Below are 25743 nucleotides of genomic sequence, written 5' to 3' on the forward strand. Positions count from 1 at the left end.
ATGTCGGCTTGCGCGGGCAAAGGCAAACCGATTGCCGCCCGCGCCGCCCCGCCGGCCGCACGGCGCGCACGAACGAAAGCGGAACACTTTCCCTTTGCCCGGTATTTCTTTAAGGCTGTCAGCCGGATGGCCGACGATGCCCCTTTCCCGCCGCGCAAGATCATCCATGTCGACATGGACGCCTTCTACGCGAGCGTGGAGCAGCGCGACGATCCGGGCCTGCGCGGTCGCCCGGTCGCGGTGGGCGGATCGCGCGCGCGGGGCGTGGTGGCGGCCGCGAGCTACGAGGCGCGTGCCTTCGGCGTGCGATCGGCGATGCCCTCGGTCACCGCGATCCGGCGCTGCCCCGATCTCGTCTTCGTCTCGCCGCGCTTTGACGTGTATCGCGGCATCTCGCAACAGATCCGCGCCATCTTCGCCGACTATACCGCGCTGATCGAGCCACTGTCGCTCGACGAGGCCTATCTCGACGTGAGCGAGGACGTGCGCGGCCTGGGCTCGGCGCGCGCCATCGCCGACGAGATCCGCGCGCGCATCAAGGGCGATACGGGGCTCACCGCTTCCGCCGGGGTCAGCTACAACAAGTTCATCGCCAAGCTCGCCTCGGACCAGAACAAGCCCGACGGCATCTGCGTCATCCCGCCCGCCAAGGGTGCCGCCTTCGTCGCCTCGCTGCCGGTGAAACGCTTCCACGGCGTCGGCCCGGTCACCGCCAAGCGCATGGAGACGCTCGGCATCCTGACCGGCGCGGACCTGCGCGATCGTCCGCTCGCCTTTCTCCAGGCGCATTTCGGCAGCTATGCCGATTATCTGTACGGCGCGGCGCGCGGGCAGGACGATCGCCCGGTGCGCGCCGACCGGCCGAGCAAATCGGTGGGCGCCGAGCGCACCTTCGAGACCAACCTCACCGATCCCGCCGATCTCGACGCGGGGCTCGCGCGCGTGGCGGAGGCGGCATGGGTGCGGATCGCGCGGGCGGGCACGCTCGGGCGCACCGTCACGCTGAAGCTGCGCCACGCCGATTTCCGCACGATCACGCGTGCGCGGTCGCTGGCCGAGCCGGTCTGCGATCAGGCCCGGTTCCTGGCCATCGGCCGCGCGCTGCTGGCCGCGCAACTGCCCGTGGCGGACGGCGTCCGGCTGCTCGGCCTCACCCTGTCGGGGATCGTCGACGAGGCACCGGAGGTGCAGCCCAGCCTGCCGCTTTGATCCGCGCATCGCCATGGACGGATTTTAACCTTTGGTTTACCACGTTCCCGGGCATTCAACGGGCGGGGCATGACGATCGAACCCTGGTTCATCGCAGCGATGGTGGCAAGTCTTGCAGGGTACGGCGTCTATATCGTCGGGCTGACGCGGCATCTCGTCGAGCCGAACCGCGCCTCCTGGCTGATCTGGAGCGCGGCGACGGGCGTCGAGGCCGCGACCTATGCCGCGGTCAACCCCGGCGCGCCGCAGGCCTGGGTGTTCGGCCTGTCAGCGCTCGCCTGCGTGACGGTCACGCTGTCGATGTGGGGGCGCTCGCGCTGGCGCCGGCCGACGCCGGTCGAGGGGCTGTGCATGACGGCCGCCCTGTCGGCGATCCTGCTGTGGCTCGTCTTTCGCGAGGCGTTCTGGGCGCATATGCTCGTCGTCGCGGCGGTGCCGATCAGTTTCTGGCCGACCTGGGAAAGCGTGTGGGCGGATCGCGCGCGCGAACGCTCGCCCGCTTGGGGGCTGTGGACGCTGGGCGATCTGGCCACCCTGCTCGTGGCGACTCACGGCCATGGGTCTGGCCTTGGCGAATATAGCTATATCCTGGTCGAGCTGCTCTGCCATGCGAGCGTGTGGCTGATGGTGGGCCTCGGCACCCTCAACCCGGTGCGCGCCTTCGGCTATCGCGACGGGCGGCTGCGCGTGCTCGACGCGATGGAGCGTGGCAATCCCTTCGCGGTGCGCGAGACGCATCTCGGCAAGGCCGTCTACGCGGTGCAGGGGCTGGCCGAGGGCGAGACGATCGTCCGCTTCGGTGGCCGGCAGGTGGCGGCCGCGCGGCTGCCGGGCGGGGTCAGCGGCGCGGACGACCGCTTCGTCCAGGTCGCGCCCGATCGCTATCTAGGGCCATCGGGCCGGATCGACGATCTCATCAACCATAGCTGCGCACCCAATGCCGGTGTGCGCTTCACGCCGGCGGGCGTGGTGCTGGTCGCGATCCGCGCGATCCCGGCCGGCGAGGAGATCGTCTGGGATTATTCGACGACGCTGCAGAATTCGCACTGGCAGATGGAATGCCGCTGCGGCGCGCCCGAATGCCGCGGCACGATCGGCGACTTCGCCACGCTTCCGCCCGAACGCCAGGCCTGGTTCCGCGAGCGCGACCTGGTGGCGCCCTATCTGCGTGAACCGGCGCGGGAGAAGGCTGCCTAGCCTATCGTTTCCTTGCTCCGTTCGCCCTGAGCTTGTCGAAGCCTGTCCTGAGCTCCGCCGAAGGGGGCCTGTGCCGCATGGCGACGGCTCGACTGGGGAGAGCGTGCTTCGACAAGCTCGGCACGAACGGAGTGGGACACTGGAACGAACGTCATCCGCTCCGGACGTCACGTCCGGCTATGCCGCGACCGCCAGCTCTGCGGGCCGCTTCAGCGTCAGGATCGCCACCGCACCACAGCCGCGGCCCTCGCTTTCGAGGCGCAGCGATCCCTCCATCGCGTTCATGGCATTGGCGCACCAGTGGAGCCCCAGCCCGCCCGATTTGTGCGCCCGCGTGGAAAAGCCGCGCTGGAACAAGGTCGCCCCCGTTTCCGCATCGAAGCCCTCGCCGTCGTCCCGAATCGCGATCGTCACATGCTCGGCCGTCTCGGTGACGGAGACGGCGATCGATCCGCTGCCCGTGCCGCGTGCGGCGATCGCCTCGGCGGCATTGCCGAACAGATTGCCGATCACCTGGCTGAGAATCACGCGCGCGGCGAGCGCGCGGTGGAAGCCGGAGGGGAAGCTGAACGCGATCGAGGCCTGCGGGGCATAGCGCGCGATCGTGGCGTTGCGCGCGACGATCTCGGTCACGTCGCACACTTCCAGCGCGGGGCGTTCGTGCGCGTGTGCCTGTTGCTGGCCGATGATCTCGAGCACATGCGCCATCGCCTCGCGCCCCACCCGAAGCTCGCTGCGCGTCGCCTCGCGGCTGCTGTCGTCGGCTTCGAACGCGGCGGCGACGAAGGCGACGAGCTTCTGCCGGCGCGGCGCGGGCAGATCGTCGCGCGCCAGTTCGCCGATCGCGCGCGCGATCGTGGCGCGGTCGATCGGCGGCGCCTGGCCGACGCCCTGGCTCAGGATGGTGCTGATCGGGTTCAGCGCGTTGCGGACGTTGTGCATCACCGCAACCGCGCTTTCGCTGCGGCCGAGCGCGAAGGATTGCACCTCCACCTGCTCGCGCAGATCCTTCAACTGGCGCAGCATCGCGTTGAAGCTGCGGCCGAGCGAGCCGATCTCGTCGCGACGATCCTCCTCCTCCAGCATGCTCATCGAGCCCGAGGCGCGCACCCGCTGCATATGGCTCTCGACGCGGTGGAGCGGGCGCAGCACCAGCCGGCCGATCATCCGCCGCAGCACGATCAGCACGATCAGCAGCAGCAGCGTCGATCCCGCGACCGCGAGCATCAGCATGCGCCGCCCGAGCAGCGAGATGTCGCGCGGCACGCTGAAACGCGCGCTGGCCACCGCATGGCCGTCGGCACCACGGATCGGCACCGCGATGCCCATCGTCACGTGGCCAGGCGTGGTCACCTCCCGGTCGGCGATCGCGGGATCGATCCGCGCGCCCAGCTGGAGCAGTTCGGACAGGCGCCGCGACGTGATCGTGCGCGCCATCAGCACATAGCCGCGCGGGATTCCGGTGCCGTCGGACCGGCGCACCTGCGCCACGCCGATCGCCGCCACCTCGGGCCCCAGCCGCGCATAGAAGCGCCCGGAATTGCTGTGCCCGATCGCGCGTGCGAGCGAGACGCGGCGGGTGACCGCGATGAGCGCATCGCGCATCGCCGGCTGGCCCGCACCGCCCTGCCCCAGCCAGCGCGCGATCACCACGCGGCCGTCGGGCGCGACATAGGCCATGCCCTGCACGCCCAGATTGGTCATCGCGAGCGGGGAGAAGCTGTCGCGTTCGAACTTGGCGGTCGGATGCGCCATGTAGAGATAGCTGTCGTTCCAGTCGCCATAGTCGCGCACCGCGCTCTCGGCCTTGGAGGCATATTCGGCGAGCGCCGCGCGCGTGCGCTCGACATGGCCCGCGATCGCCTTGGCCTCCAGCTGGTCGAAGCTGGGCGTGATGACGGCGGCGAGCATCAGCGTGATGCCCACCGCGCCGGCGATGCCGACGCCGGTCATGAACAGGACGAGCTTCGCGCCGAGCGAAGCCGGGCTGCGAATCAGGCGGCCCGCGCGCGCCGACCGGCCGGGCATCCGCATCAACCCAGCGTTCCGGTGCCCGGTTCGTCGCCGCGATCGTCCGCGCCGCCGAGGAAGCGCTGGAGCGCGAGTTCGCACGCGATGTCGGGTGCCACCGGCCGCGAGAAGAAATAGCCCTGGAGATGGCTGGCACCCGCAATCCGCAGCGCCTGGACCTGCGCCTCGGTCTCCACGCCCTCGGCGATCACCTCCAGCCCCAGCGCGCGGCCGAGATGAATGATCGAATGGACGATCGCCGCGCTTTCGCGCTCGCGGCCCATGCCGTCGATGAAGCTGCGATCGATCTTGAGCGAATCGAGCGCGAACTTGCGGATATTGTAGAGCGAGGAATAGCCGGTGCCGAAATCGTCGAGCGCGATGCGGAAGCCCATCTGGCGCAGCTTGTAGAGCGTCTCGGCAGCGCGTTCGGCATCGTCGAAGATCGCCGTCTCGGTGATCTCGATCTGAACGCGCGATGGCACGGCGCCGGCGCGCTGCACGCTTTCCATGATATGGCCGACGAAATTGTGGCGGCGGAACTGGCGCGGCGAGAAGTTCACCGAGACATATTGATCGGGCCAGCGCTTCAGCACCGCCAGCGCCTCGTCGAGGATCCAGTCGCCGAGTTCGTGGATGACGTTCGATTCCTCGGCGATCGGGATGAACGTCGCCGGGCTGATCGGGCCATATTCGGGGGTGTTCCAGCGCACGAGCGCCTCGAAACCCATGACCTGGATCGCGTCGCGCGAGACGATCGGCTGATAGACGAGGCTCAGCTCGCCCCGTGCGATCGCCTGGCCCAGCCCGTGCTCGACGCGGCGGCGAAAGCGGATGCCCTCGTCCATGCTTTCGTCGAACAGGCGGGTGACGCCGCGCCCGGCGCGCTTGGCATCGTTGAGCGCGAGATCCGCGCGGCGCATCGCGTCGATCGGGTCGCACCCCGCGCCGTCGATCACGACGAGGCCGGCGGACGCGCCGCTCTGCACCGAATTGCCGAACACCTGATGCGTGCCGGTGCAGGCCAACACGATCCGGTCGCACGCCATCACCGCGGCCTCTTCGCCCGGCGTGTCGAACAGGATGCCGAATTCGTCGCCGCCGAGCCGCGCGACGATCGCGCCCTCGGGCGCCGACGCCTGCAGGATCGCGCACACGTCGCGGATCAGCGCATCGCCGGCCAGATGGCCGAGCGTGTCGTTCACGAGCTTGAACCGGTCGAGATCGACCATCGCAGTCGCATAGGGGCCGTCGCGCTTCACCCGATCGCCGAGCGCGCGGAGAAAGGCGAGGCGGTTGGGCGCGTCGGTCAGCGAATCATGCGTCGCCATATGGATCGCGCGGCTCTCGTTCGCGGCGAGTTCGAGGCTTTGCTCCTCCAGCAGCGCGACCTGCGCGCCGAGCATGCGGCGTGCGGTCGCCAGTTCGCGATCGACCTCCCACCTTTTGCCGAGCGCGGTCGCGGTCTGCACGATCTCGGCCACTTCGAAGGGCTTGGCGATATAGAAGATCTTGTCGGGCGGCCCGGCCACCTTGCTGATCTCGATCGGCGAGAAATCGGAATAGCCGGTGACGATCACCAGGTTTATCTCGGGATCGAGCGCGCGGATGCGGCGCGCAGTCTCGCGGCCGTCGATGCCGGGGGGCATGCGCACGTCGATGAACGCCACGGGATAGGGCGTGCCGGCCGCCAGCGCCGCCTCCACCGCGGCGATCGCGTCCAGGCCCTGGTGGCAGTGGGTCAGATCGAATTCCGGCCCGTCCGGCTCGGCATCGTCGTCGTCCCCGAACAATTCGGCCGCCATCGCCGACAGCGCGGCGCCCTCTGCGGCGCGCGGCGCGAGGCTGCGCGCATAGCTGTCATGCATCGCGGGTTCGTCGTCGACGATCAGAATGCGCATGCGGTCATCGTCCTTCCGCAGCCGGGATCGCTGCGCCTTGGTCGGACGGTGGTAGCCAGGCGCGGTTAAGGCGCCGTAAACGAACTCTGCAGCTGTTCGCCGAGCGCCTGGGCGCCGAGCACGATCGCTCCCAGCGGGCCGGCCCTTCCCCCGAGCGCGGGCGGAACGACATAGCTGTCCGCCAGCGCCACCTCGGGCAGGGTGATATAACCGCCCAGGCTGCGCGTCATCGCAGCACGCACGCTCGGGAACAGGTGGCTGGTGCCGACCATCACGCCGCCGCCCATCACCACCCGCCGCGGGATGCCCGTCAGCACCAGCGTGTGGAGCAACTGCCCGATCGCCTGCGCGACCGTCTCCCAGGCAGGATGCGCGGCGGGCAGGTCTTCGGCGGCGATGCCGGTGCGCGCGGCGATCGCCGGGCCCGACACCAGTCCTTCGAGGCAGGCGCCGTGGAAGGGGCAGACCCCGAGCCAGTCGTCGCCAGGCACGCGCACCGGGCGGATATGGCCGAGCTCGGAATGGGTGAGCCCGTCCACCGGCCGCCCACCCGCGATCATCCCCGCGCCGACGCCCGTGCCGATCGTCACATAGGCGATGTCGGCCAGCCCCTTCGCCGCACCCCAGCGCGCCTCGGCGAGCGCCGCGCCCACCACATCGGTGTGGAAGCCGACGGGCACGTTGTACCGGCTGCGGATGCGCCCGACGATGTCGGTGCCCGCCCAGCCGGGCTTGGGCGTCGAGGTGATGTGGCCGTAATCGCTCGCATGCCGGTCGATCGAGATCGGGCCGAAGCTCGCGATGCCGATCGCCACGAACCCGCTCCAGCGATCGAGCACCGCCTCCACCGCGGCGAGTGTCTCCTCGGGCCGGGTGGTGGGGATGCGCACCTCGTCCTCGATCGTGTCGGGGCCGCTGGCGAGGATGCAGTTGATCTTGGTGCCGCCGAGTTCGATGCCGGCGACGAGTGGGGCCTCGCTCATTCGACCGTCACCGACTTGGCGAGGTTGCGCGGCTGGTCGACATCGGTCCCCTTGGCCACCGCCACGTGATAGGCGAGCAACTGCACGGGCACCGCATAGACGATCGGCGCGATCAGCGGATGCACCTTCGGCATGGTGATCGTCGCCACACAGCCTTCGCCCGCCGCCTGAATGCCGTCATAATCCGAAATCAGGATCACCTTGCCGCCGCGTGCCTGCACCTCCTGCATGTTGCTCACCGTCTTCTCGAACAGCGGCCCGGAGGGCGCGATGACGATCACCGGCACATTCTCGTCGATCAGCGCGATCGGCCCGTGCTTCATCTCGCCCGCGGCATAGCCCTCGGCGTGGATGTAACTGATTTCCTTCAGTTTCAGCGCACCCTCCAGCGCCAGCGGATAATCGGTGCCGCGCCCGAGATACAGCACGTCGCGCGCCACCGCGACCACGCCGGACATCGCCTGGATCGCATCGTCATAGGCCAGCGCGCCGTTGATCGAGGCGGGCGCTTCGGCCAGATGCCGCACGAGCTGGCGTTCGTCGGCTTCGGACAGCCGCCCTTTGGCCTTCGCCAGATTGGCGGCAAGCGCGGCGAGCACCGCAAGCTGGCAGGTGAACGCCTTGGTGGACGCGACGCCGATTTCGGGCCCGGCATGCGTCGGGAGCAGCAGATCCGCCTCCCGCGCCATGCTGCTGGTCGGCACGTTGACGACCGCGGCGATCGTCTGGCCCTCCGACTTGGCGTGACGCAGCGCCGCGAGCGTATCGGCGGTCTCGCCCGACTGGCTGATGACGATCATCAACCCGCCCGGCTCCATCACCGGCGCGCGGTAGCGGAACTCGCTCGCGACATCGAGATCGACCGGCACGCGCGCGAACTGCTCGAACCAGTATTTGGCGACCATGCCCGCATAGAAGCTCGTCCCGCATGCGACGATCGTCACGCGCTTGATTCCCGACAGGTCGAAGTCCGGGATCGGCAGCACCACCTTGCCCTCAAGCCGCTGGAGATAGGATCGCAGCGTCTGCGCGACGACGATCGGCTGCTCGTAGATCTCCTTCAGCATGTAATGCCGGTGGTTGCCCTTGGAGACGAGCTCCCCCGTCACGCCCGAGATCGTGATCGGCCGCTCGACGGGCGCGTTCGCCTGGTCATAGACCTGAACGCCGTCGCGCGTCAGCACCGCCCAGTCGCCCTCGTCCAGATAGGCGATCCGCTGCGTCAGCGGGGCGAGCGCCAGCGCATCGGATCCCAGATACATCTCGCCATCGCCGTGCCCGATCACCAGTGGCGATCCGAGCCGCGCGCCAATCAGCAGATCGGGATGCCGGCGGAACAGGATCGCGAGCGCGAACGCGCCATGGAGGCGTGGCAGCACCTCGCGGACCGCGTCGACCGGCTCCATGCCCGCCTCCACCTTTTCGCTGACGAGATGCGCGACGACTTCGGTGTCGGTCTCGCTGGTGAAGGTGCGGCCCCGCGCGATCAGTTCGTCGCGCAGCGCCTTGAAATTCTCGATGATGCCGTTGTGCACCACCGCGACCTCGCCCGTCGCGTGCGGGTGGGCGTTGTTGGTGGTGGGGCCACCATGCGTCGCCCAGCGGGTGTGCGCGATGCCGGTCTTGCCCGGCAGCGGGTTGGCCGCGAGTTCCTTGGCCAGGTTGACGAGCTTGCCCGAGGCACGGCGGCGATCGATCGCGCCATCATGGTCGGTCGCGATCCCGGCGGAATCATAGCCGCGATATTCGAGCCGCTTCAGCCCGTCGAGCAGCCGGTCGGCCACGTCCTCGGTGCTCAGGATACCTACGATTCCACACATGGGGCTGCTCTTGGACTAGAGGGTATAGGGAATGCGGATTCCCGGCATGGTCGCCGGAAAATCCTTGGTGTTGCGGGTGACGAGTACGGACCCGTTTACCCGCGCGGTGGCGAGGATCAATGCGTCGAACAGTTTCATTCGGTGTTGATGACGGATGTCTGCCGCGGCTAGCGCGATCGGGCCGTCCACCTCGACCAGCTCGAACGAAGCGAGAAGGTCGCGGACACGGTGCCGCGTCTCCGGCGCCTCTCCGGCGAGCACCTCGGTCCACACGATCCGGCTGATCCGGTGCCGCGGGAAACGCTCCAGTTCGTCGACCGCCTGCGGACGACCGATCAGCCAGTCGATCAGGATGCTGGTATCGAAGAACGGTTCCTCCATCGGGCTAGTCGACGGTCCGATCCTCGCGCACCGCGCGCTGATAGTCCACGGTGTCGCCGATGTCGGTGCGCCCCTTCCAATAGCCCGCACCCCGGCGGATCCAGTCCTTGTTGGTCTCGGCACGAAAGGCCGCGACCGCTTCGCGCACCAGCGCGGCGCGCGACGTCTTCACCTCGCCGGCCCGCGCATCGAGCCAGCGGATATCGTCTTCGGGAAGATCGACCAGGGTTCTCATGACCATATGATATCGGGGCACGATATCACTTGCCAGCCTTCTTCGCGGCCATGCGTTCGCGGAAGCGGCTGGCCCAGCCAGGCTTGGCCTCCTGCGGCGGCCGCACCAGCGCCAGCGCGTCGGCCTCGACATCGGCGGTGACGACCGATCCCGCGCCCACGATCGCGCCGGCGCCGATGGTGACCGGCGCCACCAGCGCGGAGTTCGAACCGACGAACGCGCCCGCGCCGATCACGGTGCGGTATTTGAAGAAGCCGTCATAGTTGCAGGTGATCGTTCCCGCGCCGATGTTCGCCGCCGGCCCCACATCGGCATCGCCGATATAGCTCAGGTGATTGACCTTGGCGCCGTCGCCCAGCACCGCCTTCTTCATCTCGACGAAATTGCCGACCTTGGATTTGGCACCCAGCACCGCGCCCGGACGAAGCCGCGCAAAGGGGCCGACCTCCGCGCCCGCGCCGACGGTCGCGCCCTCGATATGGCTGAACGCGTGGATCGTCGCGCCGTCCGCGACCGCCACGCCGGGGCCGAAAACGGTGTTCGGGCCGATCGTCACGTCGCGTCCCAGCACCGTGTCGTGCGCGAACCACACCGTATCCGGCGCCACGAGCGTCGCGCCCTCGGCCATCGCGCGGCTTCGGCGCGCCGCCTGCCATTGCCCCTCGACCGCGGCCAGCTCCTCGCGACTGTTGACGCCGGCGACCTCGGCCGCGCCCGTCTCGATCACGGCGGAGGCGCGCCCGTCCGCCGCCGCCAGCATCACGATGTCGGGCAGATAATATTCGCCCGCGGCATTGTCGTTGCCGACCCGCGCGAGCAGCGCGAACAGATCGTCGGCGCGCACCGCCATCAGCCCCGAATTGCACAGGGTCTCCGCGCGTTCGTCGGTGCTCGCGTCCTTATATTCGACCATTCGGTCGATCCGCCCGGCGGCGTCCGCGATCACGCGGCCATAGGCGCCGGGATCGGCGGGGCGGAACCCCAGCACGACGGTGCCGGGCGCGTCGCCCCCGTGAAGCCGTTCGATCATCCGCCGCATCGTGGCGCTGCTGACGAGCGGCACGTCGCCATAGAGGATCAGCACGTCGCCCGAAAAACCCGCCAGCGCGGCCTCGGCCTGCGCCACCGCATGGCCGGTGCCGAGCTGTTCGGCCTGGAGCGCGGTCGCGATACCGTGCGGTGCGACCGCGGCCTCCACCTGCTCGCGGCCGGCGCCGGTCACGACGACGGTGCGTTCGGGCGCGAGTTCGGCGATGCTGGCGATCAGGTGGAGCAGCATCGGCCGCCCCGCGATCGCATGCAGCACCTTGTGGCGATCGGACTTCATCCGCGTGCCCTTGCCGGCAGCGAGGACGATGGCGGCGAGCGGAGGCATGGTCATGGGAAACGCTGCTGCCATGATCCGCTTGCCAATTCCAGAGCGGGCGGGCACGCGGCGCGGCGATGACGCGATTTCCCTTCGACCTGATCGGGTTCGACCTCGATGGCACCCTGCTCGACACCAGCGGCGACCTTGCCGCCGCGGTGAACCATGCGCTCGGCACGATCGGCCGCGCACCGCTCGCCGTCGCGGAGATCACGCCGATGATCGGCGGTGGCGCCCGCCACATGCTGGCCCAGGGAATGGAGCGCACGGGCGGCTGCGACGAAGCGACGCTCGACACGCTGCACCAGCGCCTGCTCGCCTATTACGAGGCGCATATCTGCGTGCTGACCAAGCCCTATCCGCATTGCCTCGACGCGCTCGACACGCTGGCGGCCCGCGGCGTGCGGGTGGCGGTGATGACCAACAAGATCGAGCGGTTCGCGCGCACGATCCTCGGCGAACTGGGCCTGACCGAACGATTCGCCTGCATCGTCGGCGGCGACACGATGGGTGTCGGCAAACCCTCGCCCGTACCGATCCAGGCGATGATCGAACGCGCGGGCGGCGGGCGGACGGCGTTCGTCGGCGATTCGATCTACGACGTGAAGGGTGCGCACGCCGCCGGGCTGCCGGTGGTCGCGTGCAGCTTCGGCTTCATGACGCAGCCGGTGGAGACGCTCGGCGCGGATGCGGTGATCGACGGCTTCGACGAACTCGTGCCCGCGCTGGAACGGCTGGACGCATGAGCCGCATCCTGATCTTCTGGCGCGGCGCGCTGTTCCTGGCGATCATCGTCGCGCTCACCATGGCCTTCCTGCCGCATCCGCCGGCGCTGCCGATCGATCATTACGGCGACAAGTTCGAGCATGTGCTCGCCTTCTCGACGATCGCGCTGCTGGCGGCCTTCGCCTATCCGCGGACGCCGCTGCTGCGGCTCACCGAGCATCTGTCGTTCCTGGGCGCGCTGATCGAGGTGGGGCAGTCGATGCCGATCCTCGGCCGCGACTGCGACATCCGCGACTGGATCGCGGACACGGTGGCGGTCATCGTCGTGCTGCTGCTGGTAAAGGCGTTCCGCAAGGCGCGGGCGCGCTAGCGCCGCCATTTCGTCCAGAGATGCCGGGCGAGCATGGCCGGCGGCATCCGCAGCCAGTGCGAGCGGACATAGAAGGCGAGCCGCGTCACCCGCCGGATCGGGCGCCCCCAGCCATCGCGCGCGAGCAACCGGCGCCGGTACGGCCGGTCGCGCAGGCGAACTGCCGTTGCGCCATCGCCGTAGAGCGCGGCGGCCATCCGCACCGCACGCGCAGTCTCGCGCGCCAGTCCGTGGTGCGCCGCGCGTGCCGCCAGCGCTTCGGTGCCAAATTCCACGATCAGGCAGCGTATGTCCCACAGGTTGCGCAGGCCGCCCGCCAGATCACCGTCCGCGAACAGGTGCGCGGCGGCATGGACGATCATGTCGTCGGGTGCGAGCACGCGCAGGCCGTTCTCGAGCACCACGCTGCACGCGATCAGCCCGTCCGCATCGGGGCGGATGCGCGCGGTGAGCGGCAGGATCGTGTGGTGCACGTCGATCATCCGGTCGCGCTCGCGGTGGATGAGCGGCGGCAGTTCGTGCATCCAGCGGCGGTAATAGGCGTCGTCATAAGGGTCGGGCTTCACCCATTCCCAGCCCTGCGCGATCAGCGCCGCCTCCACCTCGGCGATCCGGCCCCGGGACACGAGGATGTCGAGATCGCCGATCGAACGCCCCTGCCCGGCGATCAGACCGGCGGCGACATAGGCCGTGCCCTTCAGCAGCACGACCGGGCAGCCGAGCGCCGCCAAGGCGCGCCGCGCCATCTCCGCTTCCCACAACGCGACGCGGCGGCCCTGATCGGCCGATGCCCGCGCGTCCGCCATCAGCCGCGCGACCGTGGGCGGCAACGGCAGGCCGTCGAGCCGCACCGCCAGCGTGCCGATCAGTTGTTCCGCGCGCGCCATGGCGATCAGTGCGGTCCAGCCGGCCGCATCCAGCGTGGCGGCGGCGGCCGCCGGATCGGCGAGCGCGCGGGCGAGCGGCAGCGCGCCGGCGGTCACAGCGCGTCCCACAGCGCCTCCGCCTGCGCCACGCCGCTCGCGCCGTCGGGATAGTCGATCGCCACCGCCGGCACGCTGCGGATCAGCCCGGTCAGCGCGGCGAACCCGCGTTCGGCCAGCGCGACATAGTTGGTGGACGCCTGGGTCAGCCGCACGAACGCCTCGGACGGCGGCACGCCGCGCCGCTCGGCGGGAAAGCCATAGCGCGGGAAGAGCAGCAGCGCCGGCCGGGCGGGCACATCCATCGCCGCGATCGCGCGCGCATCGGGCACCATGTGGCGGATATCGCCCTTGGGCGTGCCCCGCAGCAACGGGCCGAACCGCGCGCCGGGCCAGGCCGCCCGCGCCGCGGCGGCGCTTTCGTTCTTGAGGCTCACCAGCCGGGGAAAGGCATGCACCGCCCCGCTCGTCAGCGACAGCAGCGCGAACTCGTCACCCATGAAGCGCCAGCCCCGCGCCGCCAGCAGCGTGGCCAGCGTCGATTTGCCCGCGCCAGACACGCCCGTCATCAGAAGCGCCCGCCCGTCGCGCTCGACCGCGGAAGCATGGAGCAGCAGATGCCCCCGCCCGCCCAGCGCCAGTTGCAGGTTCATCGCCATTTCCGCCGCGAGCAACCCTTGCGCAAGCGGCAGCGGCGCCGCTTCGGGCAGCGTGTAGTCGCCGCCAATCGCCACCGATGGCCGGACGAACCGCCGCCACGGCCGCGTTGCCGACAGCCGCACGGTGAAATCCGGGATGCCGTCGTCCGGCGCGGGATAGTCGCGATAGAGGTCGGCGAGTGCCGCGATCGGCGAGCGCCAGTCGGCGCCGATGCGGAACCCCACCGGCCCGATCCGTACCGCGAAGCGGTGCCTCATCGGGTCGCGACGAGCCCGGCGGCGACCAGCTCGTCGAGCCGCACCGCCAGCGCCTCCGCGCCACCCTCCACGTCGTAATCGTCCGCCAGCCGCGCGAGCAGCGCCGCGCGTGTCATCGGCGCCGGGGCGAGCGCCGCCAGTATCTCGGGCGCAGGCGCGGTCAGCAGATGCGTGATGCCCGACGGGCGATGGAACAAGGCCGTGAATTCATCCAGCGGCACGGCGATCAGCGCACCCGCCGGCGGCGCACGGTAGAGCGCCACTTCAGGCGCGCGGCATCTGCAGCGATGCGAAACAGGTAAAACCGCCCTGACCGCGCTGCAGCCGGCGGATATAGTTCACATAAGCGCGGCTCCGCTCGGAATCGACACCGGGCAGCGAGGATCCGTCGGCGAGCGCGCGTTTCACCTCCTCGCCCTTGAACGGCCGGCTGGAGGCGGGAAACGCGCCCTTCGTTCCCGAGGGCACGATCTTGCCCTCGGCGTCGATATAGCCGCCGGCATGGCCCGGATCGGGCACCGGGATCTCGCAATTGAGCACCGATCCCGTGCTCTGCGCGAGCGCCGGACGGATCGACACCACCGCGGACGCGCCCACCGCGCCGAGCACCAGCACGCGGCGGCGCGTGGGCACGCGCTCGGGGGCCGATGGCGGGGCGGGAAGATCGTCGTCCATGCGCCCGGTTACTACACCGCCGTTGCGCAATCGTGAAGCTGGCGTGACGCTCGGCCGCAAAAGTCATTGGTATCGTTACGGGATCATGACGCGGGTGGGTGACCGACGGCGTTCGGCTGGCTAGACTTCGCCGATGCGCCCCGGACTCGCCCTGCCCCCGCTCGCCCTCGTCATCATCGGGGGCACCGCGTTGCTCGTGCTCGCGGTCGGCGGCCTTGCGGCGTTTCTCGTCGCGCTGGTGGGCGGGGTGGCGGCGCTGGCCCTCGGCGCGCCGGCGATCGCCGAAGCCGCGCTGCCGGCGATTCCCGCGCAGAGCACCGCGCTGCCCGAACTCGACGCGCTGCTCGAAGGCATCGACCAGCCGATGCTGCTGGTGGAGGGGCGGCGCATCGCCAGCGCCAACCGCGCCGCGCTCGCGCTGCTCGGCCGGCATATCGTCGGCGACGACGTGCGGCTCGCGATCCGCCACCCCGCCGCGGCAGCCCGGTTCGGCGGCACCGATCCCGTGGAGAGCAGCGCGGTCGACCTGATCGGCCTGGGCTCAGCGGAGCAGCGTTGGGAAATGCGGATCGGCGATGCCGGGCGCGGCCGGCGTGTGGTGACGCTCACCGACCAGACGCTGAACGACGCCGCCGAGCGGATGCGCGTCGATTTCGTCGCCAATGCCAGCCACGAGCTGCGCACGCCGCTCGCCTCGATCCTCGGCTATATCGAGACGCTCGGCGACGAGGCGGGCGAAGTGCCCGCGGTCCGCGCGCGTTTCCTGAAGATCATGTTCGACGAGGCACGGCGGATGCAGCGGCTGATCGAGGATCTGATCTCGCTTTCGCGCATCGAGGCGGAGAAATACCGGCCGCCGAGCGAACGGATCGACCTGCCCGCGCTCGTCGCGCAGCTCTGCACCGAGATCAAGGCCTCGGGCAGCGCGCGCGCCGCCGACCTGACCTGCGCGGTGGGCGAGGTGCCCGCCATCACCGGGGACCGCGCGCAGTTGCTCCAGATGCTCCACAATCTGGTCGGCAACGCGATGAAATATGGGCGCGCCGCCACCCCCGTCACGATCACGCTGGATACCGCGCCCGGCGGTCAGGCCCGCATCGCCGTCGCCGACCAGGGCGAAGGGATCGCGGCCGAGCATCTGCCGCGGCTCACCCAGCGTTTCTACCGCGTCGATCCCGGCCGCAGCCGGTCGATCGGCGGTACGGGCCTCGGCCTAGCGATCGTCAAGCACATCGTGGAGCGGCACCGCGGCCGGCTCGATCTCGTCAGCACGCCGGGGATCGGCACGACGGTGACCGTTACGCTGCCAGTCGCTGTCATGAAACCGTAAGACGTGCGTCACATAGCGCCAGCGAAGCTCCATGGAGGGATCGGAATGGCGCGCGCGAACATGCTGCTGGTGGAAGACGATGCAGCGCTGGCCGAATTGCTCGTCTGGCATTTCGAACGCGAGGCCTTCGCGGTCGCCCATACGGTGGACGGCGAGGAGGCGCTGCTGCTCGCCCGCGAGCGCACGCCCGACATCGTGCTGCTCGACTGGATGGTCGAGGGGCTGTCCGGCATCGAGGTCTGCCGCCGCCTGCGCCGCACGCCCGAGACCGCCAACGTGCCGATCATCATGCTCACCGCACGCGGCGAGGAAGAGGACCGCGTGCGCGGCCTCGAAACCGGCGCGGACGATTATGTCACCAAGCCCTTCTCGCCCCGCGAGCTGGTCGCGCGCGTCGGCGCGGTGCTGCGCCGCGTACGGCCGGGCTTGGCGGGCGAGACGCTCGCTTATGGCGATCTGGAAATGGACACCGTCGGCCACAAGGTGCGCCGTGGCGGAACCGCGGTGCCACTGGGGCCGACCGAATTCCGGCTGCTGAAGCATTTCCTCGAACATCCCGGCTGGGTGTTCTCGCGCGAGCGGCTGCTCGATGCGGTGTGGGGGCATGACAGCGACATCGAGTCGCGCACCGTCGACGTGCATATCCGGCGGCTGCGCAAGGCGATCAATCTGGCGGGGATGCCCGACGTGATTCGCACCGTCCGTTCGGCCGGTTACGCGCTGGATTCGGAAGGATAGGGCCGGATCGATTGGAATCGGCTGCGAAACGAAGGAGCCATCCGGGCGATCGCGCGTTGGGGGTTCACGCCTGCTCGTTTCAGGCGTCCAAATCCTAGGAGATTTCCATGAAGCATCTTCTGCTCGCCGCCGCCGCGCTGATCGCGGCGCCTGCCCTGGCCCAGACGACCCCCGCGGGCGACCCTGCAATGCCCACGCAGCAGACGACGCCGCCGACCGATCCTGCCGCGCAGCCGACGCCGCCCGCGGGCGATCCGGCCACCGCGCCTGCCCCGGCACAGGGCGCCGCGATGCCGGCCGCCCCTGCCGACGGCGCGTCGCCCGCCGGCGGCTATCAGCCCACGGGCAACGGCATGTCCGGCCCGATGCAGCCCGGCGCGCCCGTGACCTTCAAACAGGCCCCCACCCCTGCCGAGGCCTATCCGGCACCGGCGCCGATGGCGAAATACCCGATCTGCAAGAAGGGTCAGTACGACCATTGCATGCAGCGCGGCGGCCGCTAAGCCGTTGACGCTACGGCAAGGCGGCTCCCGGCGAGCCGCCTTGCATGACCTTGCGATCGCATTAGGAAAGGCGCTCCACCAGTCAGCGGGAGCGCCTTTTCCATGTCCATTCGATTCGACGGCAAGGTTGCGATCGTCACCGGCGCAGGCGGCGGCCTCGGCCGCGAATATGCGCTCGAACTCGCCCGGCGGGGCGCGCGCGTGGTGGTCAACGATCTGGGCGTGGGGCGCGATGGCACAGGCCATTCCGATGCCGCGCTGAAGGTGGTCGCCGAGATCGAGGCGGCCGGTGGCACCGCGATGGCGAACGGCGGCAGCGTCACCGAATACGACCAGATGGCCGAGATGGTCGCCAAGGCCAAGGAAGCCTGGGGCGGCGTCCATATCCTCATCAACAATGCCGGCGTCCTGCGCGACAAGAGCTTCGCCAAGATGGAGCCGGCGGATTTCGCCTTCGTCGTCAACGTCCATCTGCTCGGATCGGCCTATGCCGCCAAGGCGGTGTGGGAGACGATGCGCGCGCAGAATTACGGCCGCATCCTGATGACCTCGTCGTCGAGCGGGCTGTTCGGCAATTTCGGCCAGGCCAATTACGGCGCTGCCAAGCTCGGGCTGGCGGGCCTCACCAAAACGCTCGCGATCGAGGGCGCCAAGAACAACATCAAGGTCAACACCATCGCCCCGACCGCGGGCACGCGGATGACCGAAGAGCTGTTCCCCGCCGCCATGTTCGAGGCGTTCTCGCCCGACAAGGTGGCGCCGGGCGCGGTGTTCCTCGTCTCGGAGGACGCGCCTTCCAACGTGATCCTCGGCGCGGGCGCGGGCGTGTTCCAGACGTCGTACGTCACGCTGACGCCGGGCAAGCTGCTCGACGGCGACGATCTGTCCGTCGAGGGCGTGGCGGCACATTGGGACGCGATCGCCGATCGCGCGGGCGAAATCGTGCCGCAATCGGGCGCCGAACAGTCGATGCTGATCGGCCGCGCGCTGCAGGGCGGCTGATCCTCACCCGTATTGCCATGGTAACACACGCGTGCGAAGATCTCTCCGGGGAGACCGCACGACCATGTACAGCGATGCCGATATCGACGAAGCCGTGGCGGCGGGCGCGCTCGACGCGCAGGCCGCCGCCGCGTTCCGCGCGCATATAGGCGCGCGCGCCGCCGCACCGGTGGCGGACGAGGAGCAGTTCCGGCTGCTCACCGGCTTCAACGACATCTTCGTCACCATCGCGATCCTGTTGCTGCTGGGTGCGCTCGCGCAACTGGGCGGCCGGATCGCGGCGCCGCTCGGCGGCGTGTTCGTCGCCGCCGCCGCCTGGGCGCTGGCCGAATATTTCACCGCGCGCCGGCGAATGGCGCTGCCCAGCATCGTGCTGCTGCTCGCCTTCGTCGGCGGCATCGCCGCGGCGGGCTTCGCGCTGTTGCTCGGCAGCGTCCACGGCGACGCGGCGAACGGCCTGCCCGCGGCACTGGTCGCGGCGGCGTCGGCACTGGCGGCATGGCTGCATTGGCGGCGTTTCATGGTGCCGATCACGGTCGCGGCCGGGGCGGTGGCGGTGGTGGGGGCGATCGTCTCGCTCGGCTATGCCGCAGTGCCGCGGCTGGCCGATGCGGTGTGGCCGTTGCTCTTCGTCGGCGGTCTCGGCGTGTTCGCGGTGGCGATGTGGTGGGACATGAGCGATCCGTTGCGGCGGACGCGCCGTGCCGACGTCGCTTTTTGGCTCCACCTCGCCGCTGCACCGATGATCGCGCACCCCGTCTTCCGCCTGCTCGGCGTATTCGGCGGCGAGATCGCGATCGGCACCGCGCTCGTGGTGATCGCGCTCTATCTGCTGTTCGCCTATGTGGCGCTCGCGGTGGACCGGCGGGCGCTGCTCGTCTCCAGCCTCGTCTATGTCCTTTATGCGATGCACGCGCTGTTCAGCACCGTGGGCGCGCTGGGGCTCAGTGCCGCCCTGACCGCGCTCGTCCTCGGATCGGCGCTGCTGTCGCTCTCGGCCTTCTGGCAGGTGGCACGCCGCCCGGTCGTCGCGTCGCTCGGCAGCCTCGCGCGCCGGCTGCCACCCGTCTCAGCGTGAGGCGGTCCGAAGCGACCAGCCGGCGGGCAGATAATCGAGCGACATGTAGTAATAGAACACGCAACTGCCGTCGCTGCGGTACGTCCCGCCCTTGACGAGCCCCAGCGCCGTGCCGCCGTCGAACACCGGCGCGCCGCTGTCGCCGCCCCGACAGGTGGGGCCCTCCACCGCGACCCAGGTGGGCAGGCACGCGCCGCCGCACAGATCGCCCGCGGGCGCGAAATCGACCATCGCGATCTCCGCGCAGCTATAGCCGGTGCGCTCGCCGCGATGACACACGAAATCGCCCGCTCGGGTGCTGGCGCGGATCCGCACCGCGGTGGCGGGGCGCAGCGCGGTCTTGGCGGTATCGGCATAGAAGTCCGCCGCGAGCGGCATCGGCGCGGCGTTCACCTGGACGTCCTGGAACCCCCACCCCCATTGCCCGACGAACGCCAGGGGGACAGCGGTGCCGGCGCCATCGACATAATCGACCTGGTCCGGGCAATGCGCCGCCGTGACGATGCCGTCGCGCGTGCCGTCGGAGACCGCGAAGCCCGTGGTGCAGACATAATGGCGGCCATCCGACGCGCCCGGCCCGACGATGCGCCCGCCGCCCTCCACCGCCATGTCCACCGCCGGCCGATCATACACTGCCACGCGAACGGGAACGCCGGTCATCGTGCCGATCCGCGCGGCGAGCGCGTCCTGCGCCGCGGCGTCGCCCGCGTCCGACTCGTTGACCATCACCACCATAGCGCCGGTACGGGGATCGGCGCCCATGCCCGGCGGATGCGGCAGCATCGCGCGGATATCGGCCTGCCACAGCATGATCGCCGACACGATCTCGCCGCGCGTAGCGGTGGCCCCGGTATGGAAGACGATTGGCACCGTGATCCCGCCCGCCGTCACGCTGCGATCCGCCACGGGGTCGCTTCCGGTCAGCAGCACGACGATGCGGAAGGCGGGACGGTGCTCCACCACGATGCCGGCCAGCCGATCGCCATAGGCCGACACCAGCGCGTCCGTGACGCCCACCGTCTCGCGCTGCGCCATCAGCCGCCGCGCGGCCTCGTCGGGCGGGACGCCGTAATGCCGGGCATATTCGCCCGCATCCTGCGCCAGCGCTTCGGCATCGGTCTGGACATGCGGCGGAGTCTGCGCGGCGGCCGGCGACGCGAACGCCGACAGCAGCAGCAGGGCACGGGCGAAAGCGGTCACGCGCGGTGCGCTAGCGCCTGCGCACCGAACCCGCCAGAGCCCTGATCGCGCCGCCGTCAGGCCGCCTCGGCCCGCCGTTCGGCGAGAAGGGCGAGCAGCCCCGCCTCGGGCAGCGGGCGGCTGACGAGATAGCCCTGGACCATGTCGCAGCCGATCGTCTTCAGAAACGCGAGGCAGGCCTCGTCCTCGACGCCCTCGGCCACCACCTTCAGCCCGAGCTCGTGCGCCAGATCGATCGTCGAGCGCACCAGCACGCCATCGGCGCGGTTGGCGTGCGCGTGCTGGACGAAGCTGCGGTCGATCTTCAGCTCGGAGAGCGGCAATTGGCGCAGATAGGTGAGCGTCGACTGACCGGTGCCGTAATCGTCCATCGAGATCGCGATCCCCATCGCCCGGTAACGCTCCAGCACGCGCACCGCGGTCGACGGATCGACCAACGTCGCCGATTCAGTCACCTCGAACACCAGAGCCTCGGGGGCCACGATCCGCTCGGCCAGAAGCTGAGCGACGGCGGTGTTGAAGCCTTCGGCCGCGATCAGCTTGGCGGAGATGTTCACCGCCGCCGTCAGATCATGGCCGAGCCGCTGCCACGCGGCCAGATCGTGCATCACCCGGCGCATGACGTAGAGCGTCAGCGGCTCGATCCGGTCGGTTTGTTCGGCCATCGGAATGAACAGATCGGGCCCGATGAACCCGCGTGTCGGGTGGCGCCAGCGCACCAGCGCCTCGACGCTCGCGATCCGGCCATCGGCCAGCGCCAGCTTGGGCTGGTAATGGACCTCGATCCCGCCCGCCTCCAGCGCGGCGTCGAGTTCGCCCATCAACGAGATCTGCCGTTCGAGCATGGCCAGATCGGCGCCCGCGCTCGTCCAGAAAATGCCTTCCCGCAGCGCCGTCTCGGCCGCCATCGTCGCCGCGGTCAGCGCCGGGTGAAGCGCCTGCCCCGTGCCGTCCGCGACGCCCAGCGTCACCTGCGCGTCGACGCGGCGGCCGGCGATCTCGATCGGCTGCAACAGGGTGGCGCGAAGCCCGGCGAACACCTCGTCCTCAACTTCGTCGGTCGGCACTGCGAAGGCGAAGAGCGCATCGCCCAGCCGATAGACCGCGCCGCCCGCCACCAGCCGAAGCCGCTCGGCAATGCGCAGCGACAGGTCGCGGCCCGCATCGCCGCCCAGCACGGCGACGAGCGCCTCGCGGTTGGCGATCTGCGCGACCGCGATCCGCACCGCGCCCGTGTCCCGGAACGCATCGATCATCGCGCGGCGGTTGGGCAGCCCGGTCGCCTCGTCGATCGTCCGTTCGTGCTGGAACCGCGCTGCGACGTGGAGCGCCAGCCGCCCGGCGATCGCCGCGCCGAGCACGACCAGCCCCGGCGCCAGCGGATAGATCGCGAGCAACCGGAACTGCGCGAAGCCGATCGCCCCGATCAGCGTGCCCATCGCGACGATGCTGGCGACCGCGGTGCCGGGCACGCCCTTCGCGCGCAGCACGAGCAGCGACAGCAGGAACGCGAACAGCACGACGAGCGTGCCATGGCCATAGACGGGCACGCCGTGCAGCAGCGTCTCGGCGGCGAGCGCCTGGACGATCACGCCGGGCACGACGTTCCAATGCGGCGTCGCATAACGATCGCCCATCTCGATCGCGGTCGCGCCGATCAGGATATCGTGGCCGGCGACCGCTTTCGGATCGAACGCGCCCCGCTCCACCGCGATGAAGCTGAGCCGGGCAAGCGTCGCGGGATCGATCGCATAGTCGATCGGGAAGAAATGGTCCGCCCGGCCCGAACGGTGCGCGATGCTGGCGGAGAGCGACGGCCGCGGCAGCCCGTCGGTCATCGTGCCGAACGGGGCCTCGCGCACCACGCCGTCCGGATCGGGCGCGATGCTGACCGAGGCGAGCGTTACGTGATCGCGCAGGATGGGAATCGGCAGCGAATCGATGCTGCGCCGGTCGTCCATCCGCGCCTGCTGCGCGAAGGTCGGCAGCGCCACGAGCCCGTCCGAGCGCGCCAGCGCCGCGGCGAAGGCGCGATCGCCATCGGCCGTCGAAGGGGAGGAGACATCGACGTCGAACGTGATCGACGCCGCACCCGCCGCGCGCAGCCGGTCGACCACACGCGCATAATGTTCGCGCGACCAGGGCCAGCGCTTGATCGCGGCGGCACTCGCGGCATCCATCTCGACGACCACGACGCGCCCGCTGGCGCTCCGCGCCATGGCGGCGAAGCGCGCCGGATCGAGCACGCGATCGATCGTCGCGCCCAGGCCGCTCGCCAGCGCGAGCAGGCCGAGCAGCAGCGCGAGCGCGGCGACGAGCGCCCGCGTCATCCGCGGTGAAGGCAGGCGGACCATGCGGCTTAGAACAGCAAGGCGAGCCGCGCCGACACGCGCGGACGGCGATCACCGGTGTCGAGCCGGACATGGTCGATCGGCACTGCCACCTCGATCCCCCCATCGAACGGACCATGGCCGAACCGCACCCCGCCCCCGGTGGAGAACAGGCTGCCCCCGCCGATCCCATCGCGGAGGTTGTTCACGGTGCCGCCGTCGGCGAAGCCATAGAGCGACAGGCGCCGCGGCAGCACCGCGAAGGTGCGATGCAGGTCGAGCTGCAACTCGGCCGAGCCGAGCACGCCCTGGTCGCCGGTCCGCTCGCTATAATCATAGGCGCGACCGAACCCGGGGCCACCGAGGCTGATCTCGGCCGAGGCGAGCAGCGGGCGCGAGGCCAATTGCGCGACGCTTGCGAGCTGAAGCGCGAGCGGTCCCGCCACGCTGCCGGTCCAGTCCGTCTGGAACGTGCCCGTCACGAACCGCGCATCGCCATCGACGCGCGAGGCGAAGGGATCGCCCTCCCTGGTGGCGCCGAGCACCGGCAGCCCCGCGGCGACCGACACCGACTGGCGCAGCGTTCCACCGGCGAACGGGGTAGACGCGCGCAACGTGCCCGTCGCGACCGTCAGGCGATCGTCGCGGAAGAGGCCGCCGTGCAGGCTCTGCTGGTTGACGATCGTGCGTACTTCGCCGTCGAGCCACAGGCTCACCGCCCGCGATCGTTTCAGGACGGCGCTGTAGCCGATCGCGCCGCCATAGCTGCGCCCGGTCAGATCGAGATAGGACAGATCGCCGCCGGCATGAGTCGCGCCGTAGAAGCCGGTGAGCGACAGGACGCCGCCCGATCGGCCGACGCCCATCCCATACCGCGCACTGCCGAATTCGAACTCGCCCGGATCGGCAGGCGTCTGCGACGCGATCAAGGCGAGTTCGTCGCCCGCACGCAGCACGCCGCGAAGGCTGCCCAGTTCGGTCGTTCGCCACGGGCCGATCTCGCGGGTGCCGCGATTGTCCGCCTGGACGAAGGCGGTGGCGCGATCGACCGCGATGGTGACGAGCAGGACCCCGAAGCCGTTCTCGCGGATATAGCGCGTGCTGCGCACCGACACGCCGGGAATGTCGCCGACGAGCAGGATCGCCCGTTCGAGCTCGGCGCGGGTGACGCCGGCATGGGTCACCAGCCGGGAGAGGATCCGGTCGGCGGCGGCGTTGCTGGCGCCGAGCGAGCGCACCGCATCCACCTTGCCGGGATCGAGCGTCACCACCAGCCGCTCGCCGGACAGCGTCTGGGGCTGGATCGACGCCGAGGCGAACACCAGGCCGCGCGCCCGCGCCACATCGGCGACCGCACGGGCGAGCTGGACCAGATCGTCGGGCGTCAGCGCGCCGATCCGGAACGGCGCGACTGCGGCGGCGAACGCCACCCGCGGGATATCGTCCGCACCCTCCACCACCACGCTGCTCGCGTGCACCGTGCCGGCGATCTTCACCTGCGCTGCCCCGGTGGCGGGCGGCTGGATCGCGGTCGGCGCTTTCGGCTCCGGCGCCGGCGGCGCGGGCAGGCTGCGCGTGATGAGCGCTGGATCGAGCCGATCCGGCAGCACCTGCGCGTCGGCGCCCGCCGCGATCGTCAGCGCTGCGAATCCCAGCGTCGCTCCGATCCAGTCCGCCACTCCCGATCTCATGTCCAACCGTCCCCTTCGGCCGGAGGACTAGGCGCCAAGGTCTTGATAAAGGGTTTCTTCTTTTAATTCCCCGTTCACCGTTCGGCGAAACGATCGGGGAAGGACCTGCGGGTAAAATCGCGTCCATCGGCCCGAACCAGGGTCGCAGGGGATCACTATGCAACGTCGCCGATTCGCGACCACGACCTATCGCCGCTGGCTGGCGACCACCGCGCTTCTGGTGCCGGCCGCCGCCTCGGCGGGCACGCCAGCCTGGACGATCAGCGAGGCCGCGGGCCCGGTGACGATCCTGCATGCCGGCGTCTCGCGCGTGGCGATGCGCAGCGGCACGGTAGGCCCCGGCGACATCGTGCGCACGGGGCCCAATGGCCGCGCGGTGATCGCCCGTGGCCAGGAATATGTGCTCGTCGCGCCCGCCTCGCAGGTTCGCCTGCCCGCGGTCGAGCAGAAGGGCGCGATCGCCCAGATGGTTCAGGACGCGGGCGACGTCGTGTTCATGATCCGCAAGATGGCGACGCCGCATTTCGCGGTGCAGACGCCGTATCTCGCCGCCGTCGTGAAGGGAACCACCTTCAGCGTCAGCGTCGGCGAGGGCGGCGCGCGGGTGAAGGTGCTCGAAGGCGCGGTCGATGTGGCCACGCCGGATGGCGGCGCACACGAACTGCTGCGGCCCGGTGGCACCATCGCGGTGGACGCCAGCCGGCTGACCGCGCTGCGCGTGACGATGGGCGGCGTCGATCATTTCGTCCGCAGCAAGGACGACAAGGGCCCCGCCACGCCGGCGGCGCCCACCACGCGGTCGCGCCCTGCTCCGGCGCCCGCGGCCGCGACGCCCGCGATCGCCGCGCCCGTCGCCGAACCCACGGTCTCGCTCGCCCGCCTCACCGGCGGGCTGGTGAGCGACGATGCGGTGGTCGTACCGGCCGTGGTCCCCGCGTCGACGGTCCTGCCCGGTGCGGCCGCCAATGTCGGGATCGCCGGCTCGGCGACGCCGCAGGCGACGCTGGCCGTCGCGCATGCGAGCAACGCCGAAGCCGTCGTCGCGGTGAACAACGCGATGACCCACGAACTCGCTATCGAACGCGCGACCGCGCTCGCCAACCAGCGCGCCGCCGATGCCGCAGCCCAGGCCGCCGCGACCGAGCAGGCCGTGGCGCA

Annotated in this window: 24 protein-coding genes; 10 read left to right on the forward strand and 14 right to left on the reverse strand. The window is 70.1% G+C overall.

Going from position 1 to position 25743, the window contains the following annotated elements; translation table 11 throughout:
* The first annotated feature begins 126 nt into the window (after positions 1–126).
* Both dinB and L8H00_RS03800 read left to right on the forward strand, forming a co-directional pair.
* The gene (gene dinB, locus L8H00_RS03795; protein ID WP_242095874.1) at positions 127–1209 is read left to right on the forward strand and encodes a DNA polymerase IV; all 1083 of its coding nucleotides are present in this window, start codon (positions 127–129) and stop codon (positions 1207–1209) included.
* Between the two features lie 69 nt (positions 1210–1278).
* The gene (locus L8H00_RS03800; RefSeq protein WP_242095875.1) at positions 1279–2406 is read left to right on the forward strand and encodes an SET domain-containing protein-lysine N-methyltransferase; all 1128 of its coding nucleotides are present in this window, start codon (positions 1279–1281) and stop codon (positions 2404–2406) included.
* A 177-nt stretch (positions 2407–2583) separates the two neighbouring features.
* Here the strand turns inward: L8H00_RS03800 and L8H00_RS03805 are convergent, their stop codons facing one another.
* The 7 genes from L8H00_RS03805 to glmU form a co-directional block, all read right to left on the reverse strand.
* Complete coding sequence (locus L8H00_RS03805) at positions 2584–4440, reverse strand: CHASE4 domain-containing protein (RefSeq protein WP_242095876.1); 1857 nt, start codon at positions 4438–4440, stop codon at positions 2584–2586.
* Positions 4440–6317, reverse strand: coding sequence for an EAL domain-containing protein (locus L8H00_RS03810; protein WP_242095877.1), 1878 nt, complete (start codon positions 6315–6317; stop codon positions 4440–4442). Before L8H00_RS03810 ends, L8H00_RS03805 begins: the two co-directional genes overlap by 1 nt.
* 65 nt (positions 6318–6382) lie before the next feature.
* Positions 6383–7300 (reverse strand): ROK family protein, encoded by a 918-nt coding sequence (locus L8H00_RS03815; protein ID WP_242095878.1) that lies wholly within the window; start codon positions 7298–7300, stop codon positions 6383–6385.
* A complete protein-coding gene (gene glmS / locus L8H00_RS03820; RefSeq protein WP_242095879.1) occupies positions 7297–9120 on the reverse strand; it encodes a glutamine--fructose-6-phosphate transaminase (isomerizing) in 1824 nt (607 codons plus the stop codon). The genes L8H00_RS03815 and glmS overlap by 4 nt, the downstream gene beginning before the upstream one ends.
* 15 nt (positions 9121–9135) lie before the next feature.
* Positions 9136–9501, reverse strand: a complete 366-nt coding sequence (locus tag L8H00_RS03825; RefSeq protein WP_242095880.1) for a type II toxin-antitoxin system VapC family toxin — start codon at positions 9499–9501, stop codon at positions 9136–9138.
* A 4-nt stretch (positions 9502–9505) separates the two neighbouring features.
* Positions 9506–9736 carry a CopG family transcriptional regulator gene (locus L8H00_RS03830; protein WP_242095881.1) on the reverse strand — a complete coding sequence of 77 codons (231 nt, stop codon included), beginning with the start codon at positions 9734–9736 and terminating at the stop codon, positions 9506–9508.
* 25 nt (positions 9737–9761) lie between these two features.
* Entirely contained in the window at positions 9762–11117 is a 1356-nt protein-coding gene (glmU, locus tag L8H00_RS03835) for a bifunctional UDP-N-acetylglucosamine diphosphorylase/glucosamine-1-phosphate N-acetyltransferase GlmU (protein WP_242095882.1), read from the reverse strand.
* A 62-nt stretch (positions 11118–11179) separates the two neighbouring features.
* On the opposite strand from glmU, the gene L8H00_RS03840 reads away from it, so the two are divergent.
* The gene (locus tag L8H00_RS03840) at positions 11180–11848 is read left to right on the forward strand and encodes an HAD-IA family hydrolase (protein WP_242095883.1); all 669 of its coding nucleotides are present in this window, start codon (positions 11180–11182) and stop codon (positions 11846–11848) included.
* Positions 11845–12198: a hypothetical protein gene (locus L8H00_RS03845; protein WP_242095884.1), complete on the forward strand. Its 354-nt coding sequence runs from the start codon at positions 11845–11847 to the stop codon at positions 12196–12198. The genes L8H00_RS03840 and L8H00_RS03845 overlap by 4 nt, the downstream gene beginning before the upstream one ends.
* Here L8H00_RS03845 and L8H00_RS03850 read toward each other — a convergent pair.
* Genes L8H00_RS03850 through L8H00_RS03865 form a run of 4 tightly spaced genes read right to left on the reverse strand, consistent with a single transcriptional unit; the run spans position 12195 to position 14713 of the window.
* Positions 12195–13193, reverse strand: a complete 999-nt coding sequence (locus tag L8H00_RS03850) for a nucleotidyltransferase family protein (protein ID WP_242095885.1) — start codon at positions 13191–13193, stop codon at positions 12195–12197. The genes L8H00_RS03845 and L8H00_RS03850 overlap by 4 nt on opposite strands.
* The gene (locus tag L8H00_RS03855) at positions 13178–14038 is read right to left on the reverse strand and encodes an HprK-related kinase A (RefSeq protein WP_242095886.1); all 861 of its coding nucleotides are present in this window, start codon (positions 14036–14038) and stop codon (positions 13178–13180) included. The genes L8H00_RS03850 and L8H00_RS03855 overlap by 16 nt, the downstream gene beginning before the upstream one ends.
* Positions 14035–14301, reverse strand: coding sequence for an HPr-rel-A system PqqD family peptide chaperone (locus L8H00_RS03860; RefSeq protein ID WP_242095887.1), 267 nt, complete (start codon positions 14299–14301; stop codon positions 14035–14037). Before L8H00_RS03860 ends, L8H00_RS03855 begins: the two co-directional genes overlap by 4 nt.
* 1 nt (position 14302) lies before the next feature.
* The gene (locus L8H00_RS03865; protein WP_242095888.1) at positions 14303–14713 is read right to left on the reverse strand and encodes a hypothetical protein; all 411 of its coding nucleotides are present in this window, start codon (positions 14711–14713) and stop codon (positions 14303–14305) included.
* Between the two features lie 133 nt (positions 14714–14846).
* Between L8H00_RS03865 and L8H00_RS03870 the strand changes: the two genes are divergently transcribed.
* The 5 genes from L8H00_RS03870 to L8H00_RS03890 all read left to right on the forward strand — a co-directional run bounded on the left by L8H00_RS03870 (position 14847) and on the right by L8H00_RS03890 (position 19364).
* A complete protein-coding gene (locus tag L8H00_RS03870; protein ID WP_242095889.1) occupies positions 14847–16043 on the forward strand; it encodes an ATP-binding protein in 1197 nt (398 codons plus the stop codon).
* 45 nt (positions 16044–16088) lie between these two features.
* Positions 16089–16781, forward strand: a complete 693-nt coding sequence (gene phoB / locus L8H00_RS03875; RefSeq protein WP_242095890.1) for a phosphate regulon transcriptional regulator PhoB — start codon at positions 16089–16091, stop codon at positions 16779–16781.
* 107 nt (positions 16782–16888) lie between these two features.
* Positions 16889–17284 carry a hypothetical protein gene (locus L8H00_RS03880; protein WP_242095891.1) on the forward strand — a complete coding sequence of 132 codons (396 nt, stop codon included), beginning with the start codon at positions 16889–16891 and terminating at the stop codon, positions 17282–17284.
* A gap of 102 nt (positions 17285–17386) precedes the next feature.
* Positions 17387–18286: an SDR family NAD(P)-dependent oxidoreductase gene (locus L8H00_RS03885; protein WP_242095892.1), complete on the forward strand. Its 900-nt coding sequence runs from the start codon at positions 17387–17389 to the stop codon at positions 18284–18286.
* A gap of 64 nt (positions 18287–18350) precedes the next feature.
* Positions 18351–19364 carry a hypothetical protein gene (locus L8H00_RS03890; RefSeq protein WP_242095893.1) on the forward strand — a complete coding sequence of 338 codons (1014 nt, stop codon included), beginning with the start codon at positions 18351–18353 and terminating at the stop codon, positions 19362–19364.
* Here L8H00_RS03890 and L8H00_RS03895 read toward each other — a convergent pair.
* Genes L8H00_RS03895 through L8H00_RS03905 form a run of 3 tightly spaced genes read right to left on the reverse strand, consistent with a single transcriptional unit; the run spans position 19356 to position 24573 of the window.
* The gene (locus L8H00_RS03895) at positions 19356–20564 is read right to left on the reverse strand and encodes a S1 family peptidase (protein WP_242095894.1); all 1209 of its coding nucleotides are present in this window, start codon (positions 20562–20564) and stop codon (positions 19356–19358) included. The two genes, L8H00_RS03890 and L8H00_RS03895, sit on opposite strands and share 9 nt — an antisense overlap.
* Before the next feature lie 56 nt (positions 20565–20620).
* Positions 20621–22894 (reverse strand): EAL domain-containing protein, encoded by a 2274-nt coding sequence (locus tag L8H00_RS03900; protein ID WP_242095895.1) that lies wholly within the window; start codon positions 22892–22894, stop codon positions 20621–20623.
* A 29-nt stretch (positions 22895–22923) separates the two neighbouring features.
* Positions 22924–24573, reverse strand: coding sequence for a ShlB/FhaC/HecB family hemolysin secretion/activation protein (locus tag L8H00_RS03905; protein WP_242095896.1), 1650 nt, complete (start codon positions 24571–24573; stop codon positions 22924–22926).
* A 169-nt stretch (positions 24574–24742) separates the two neighbouring features.
* Between L8H00_RS03905 and L8H00_RS03910 the strand changes: the two genes are divergently transcribed.
* On the forward strand, positions 24743–25743 hold a 1001-nt coding region (locus L8H00_RS03910), incomplete at its 3' end, for a FecR family protein (RefSeq protein ID WP_242095897.1).

It is taken from the genome of Sphingomonas sp. CROZ-RG-20F-R02-07 (assembly GCF_022662335.1).
Taxonomy (GTDB): Bacteria; Pseudomonadota; Alphaproteobacteria; order Sphingomonadales; family Sphingomonadaceae; genus Sphingomonas.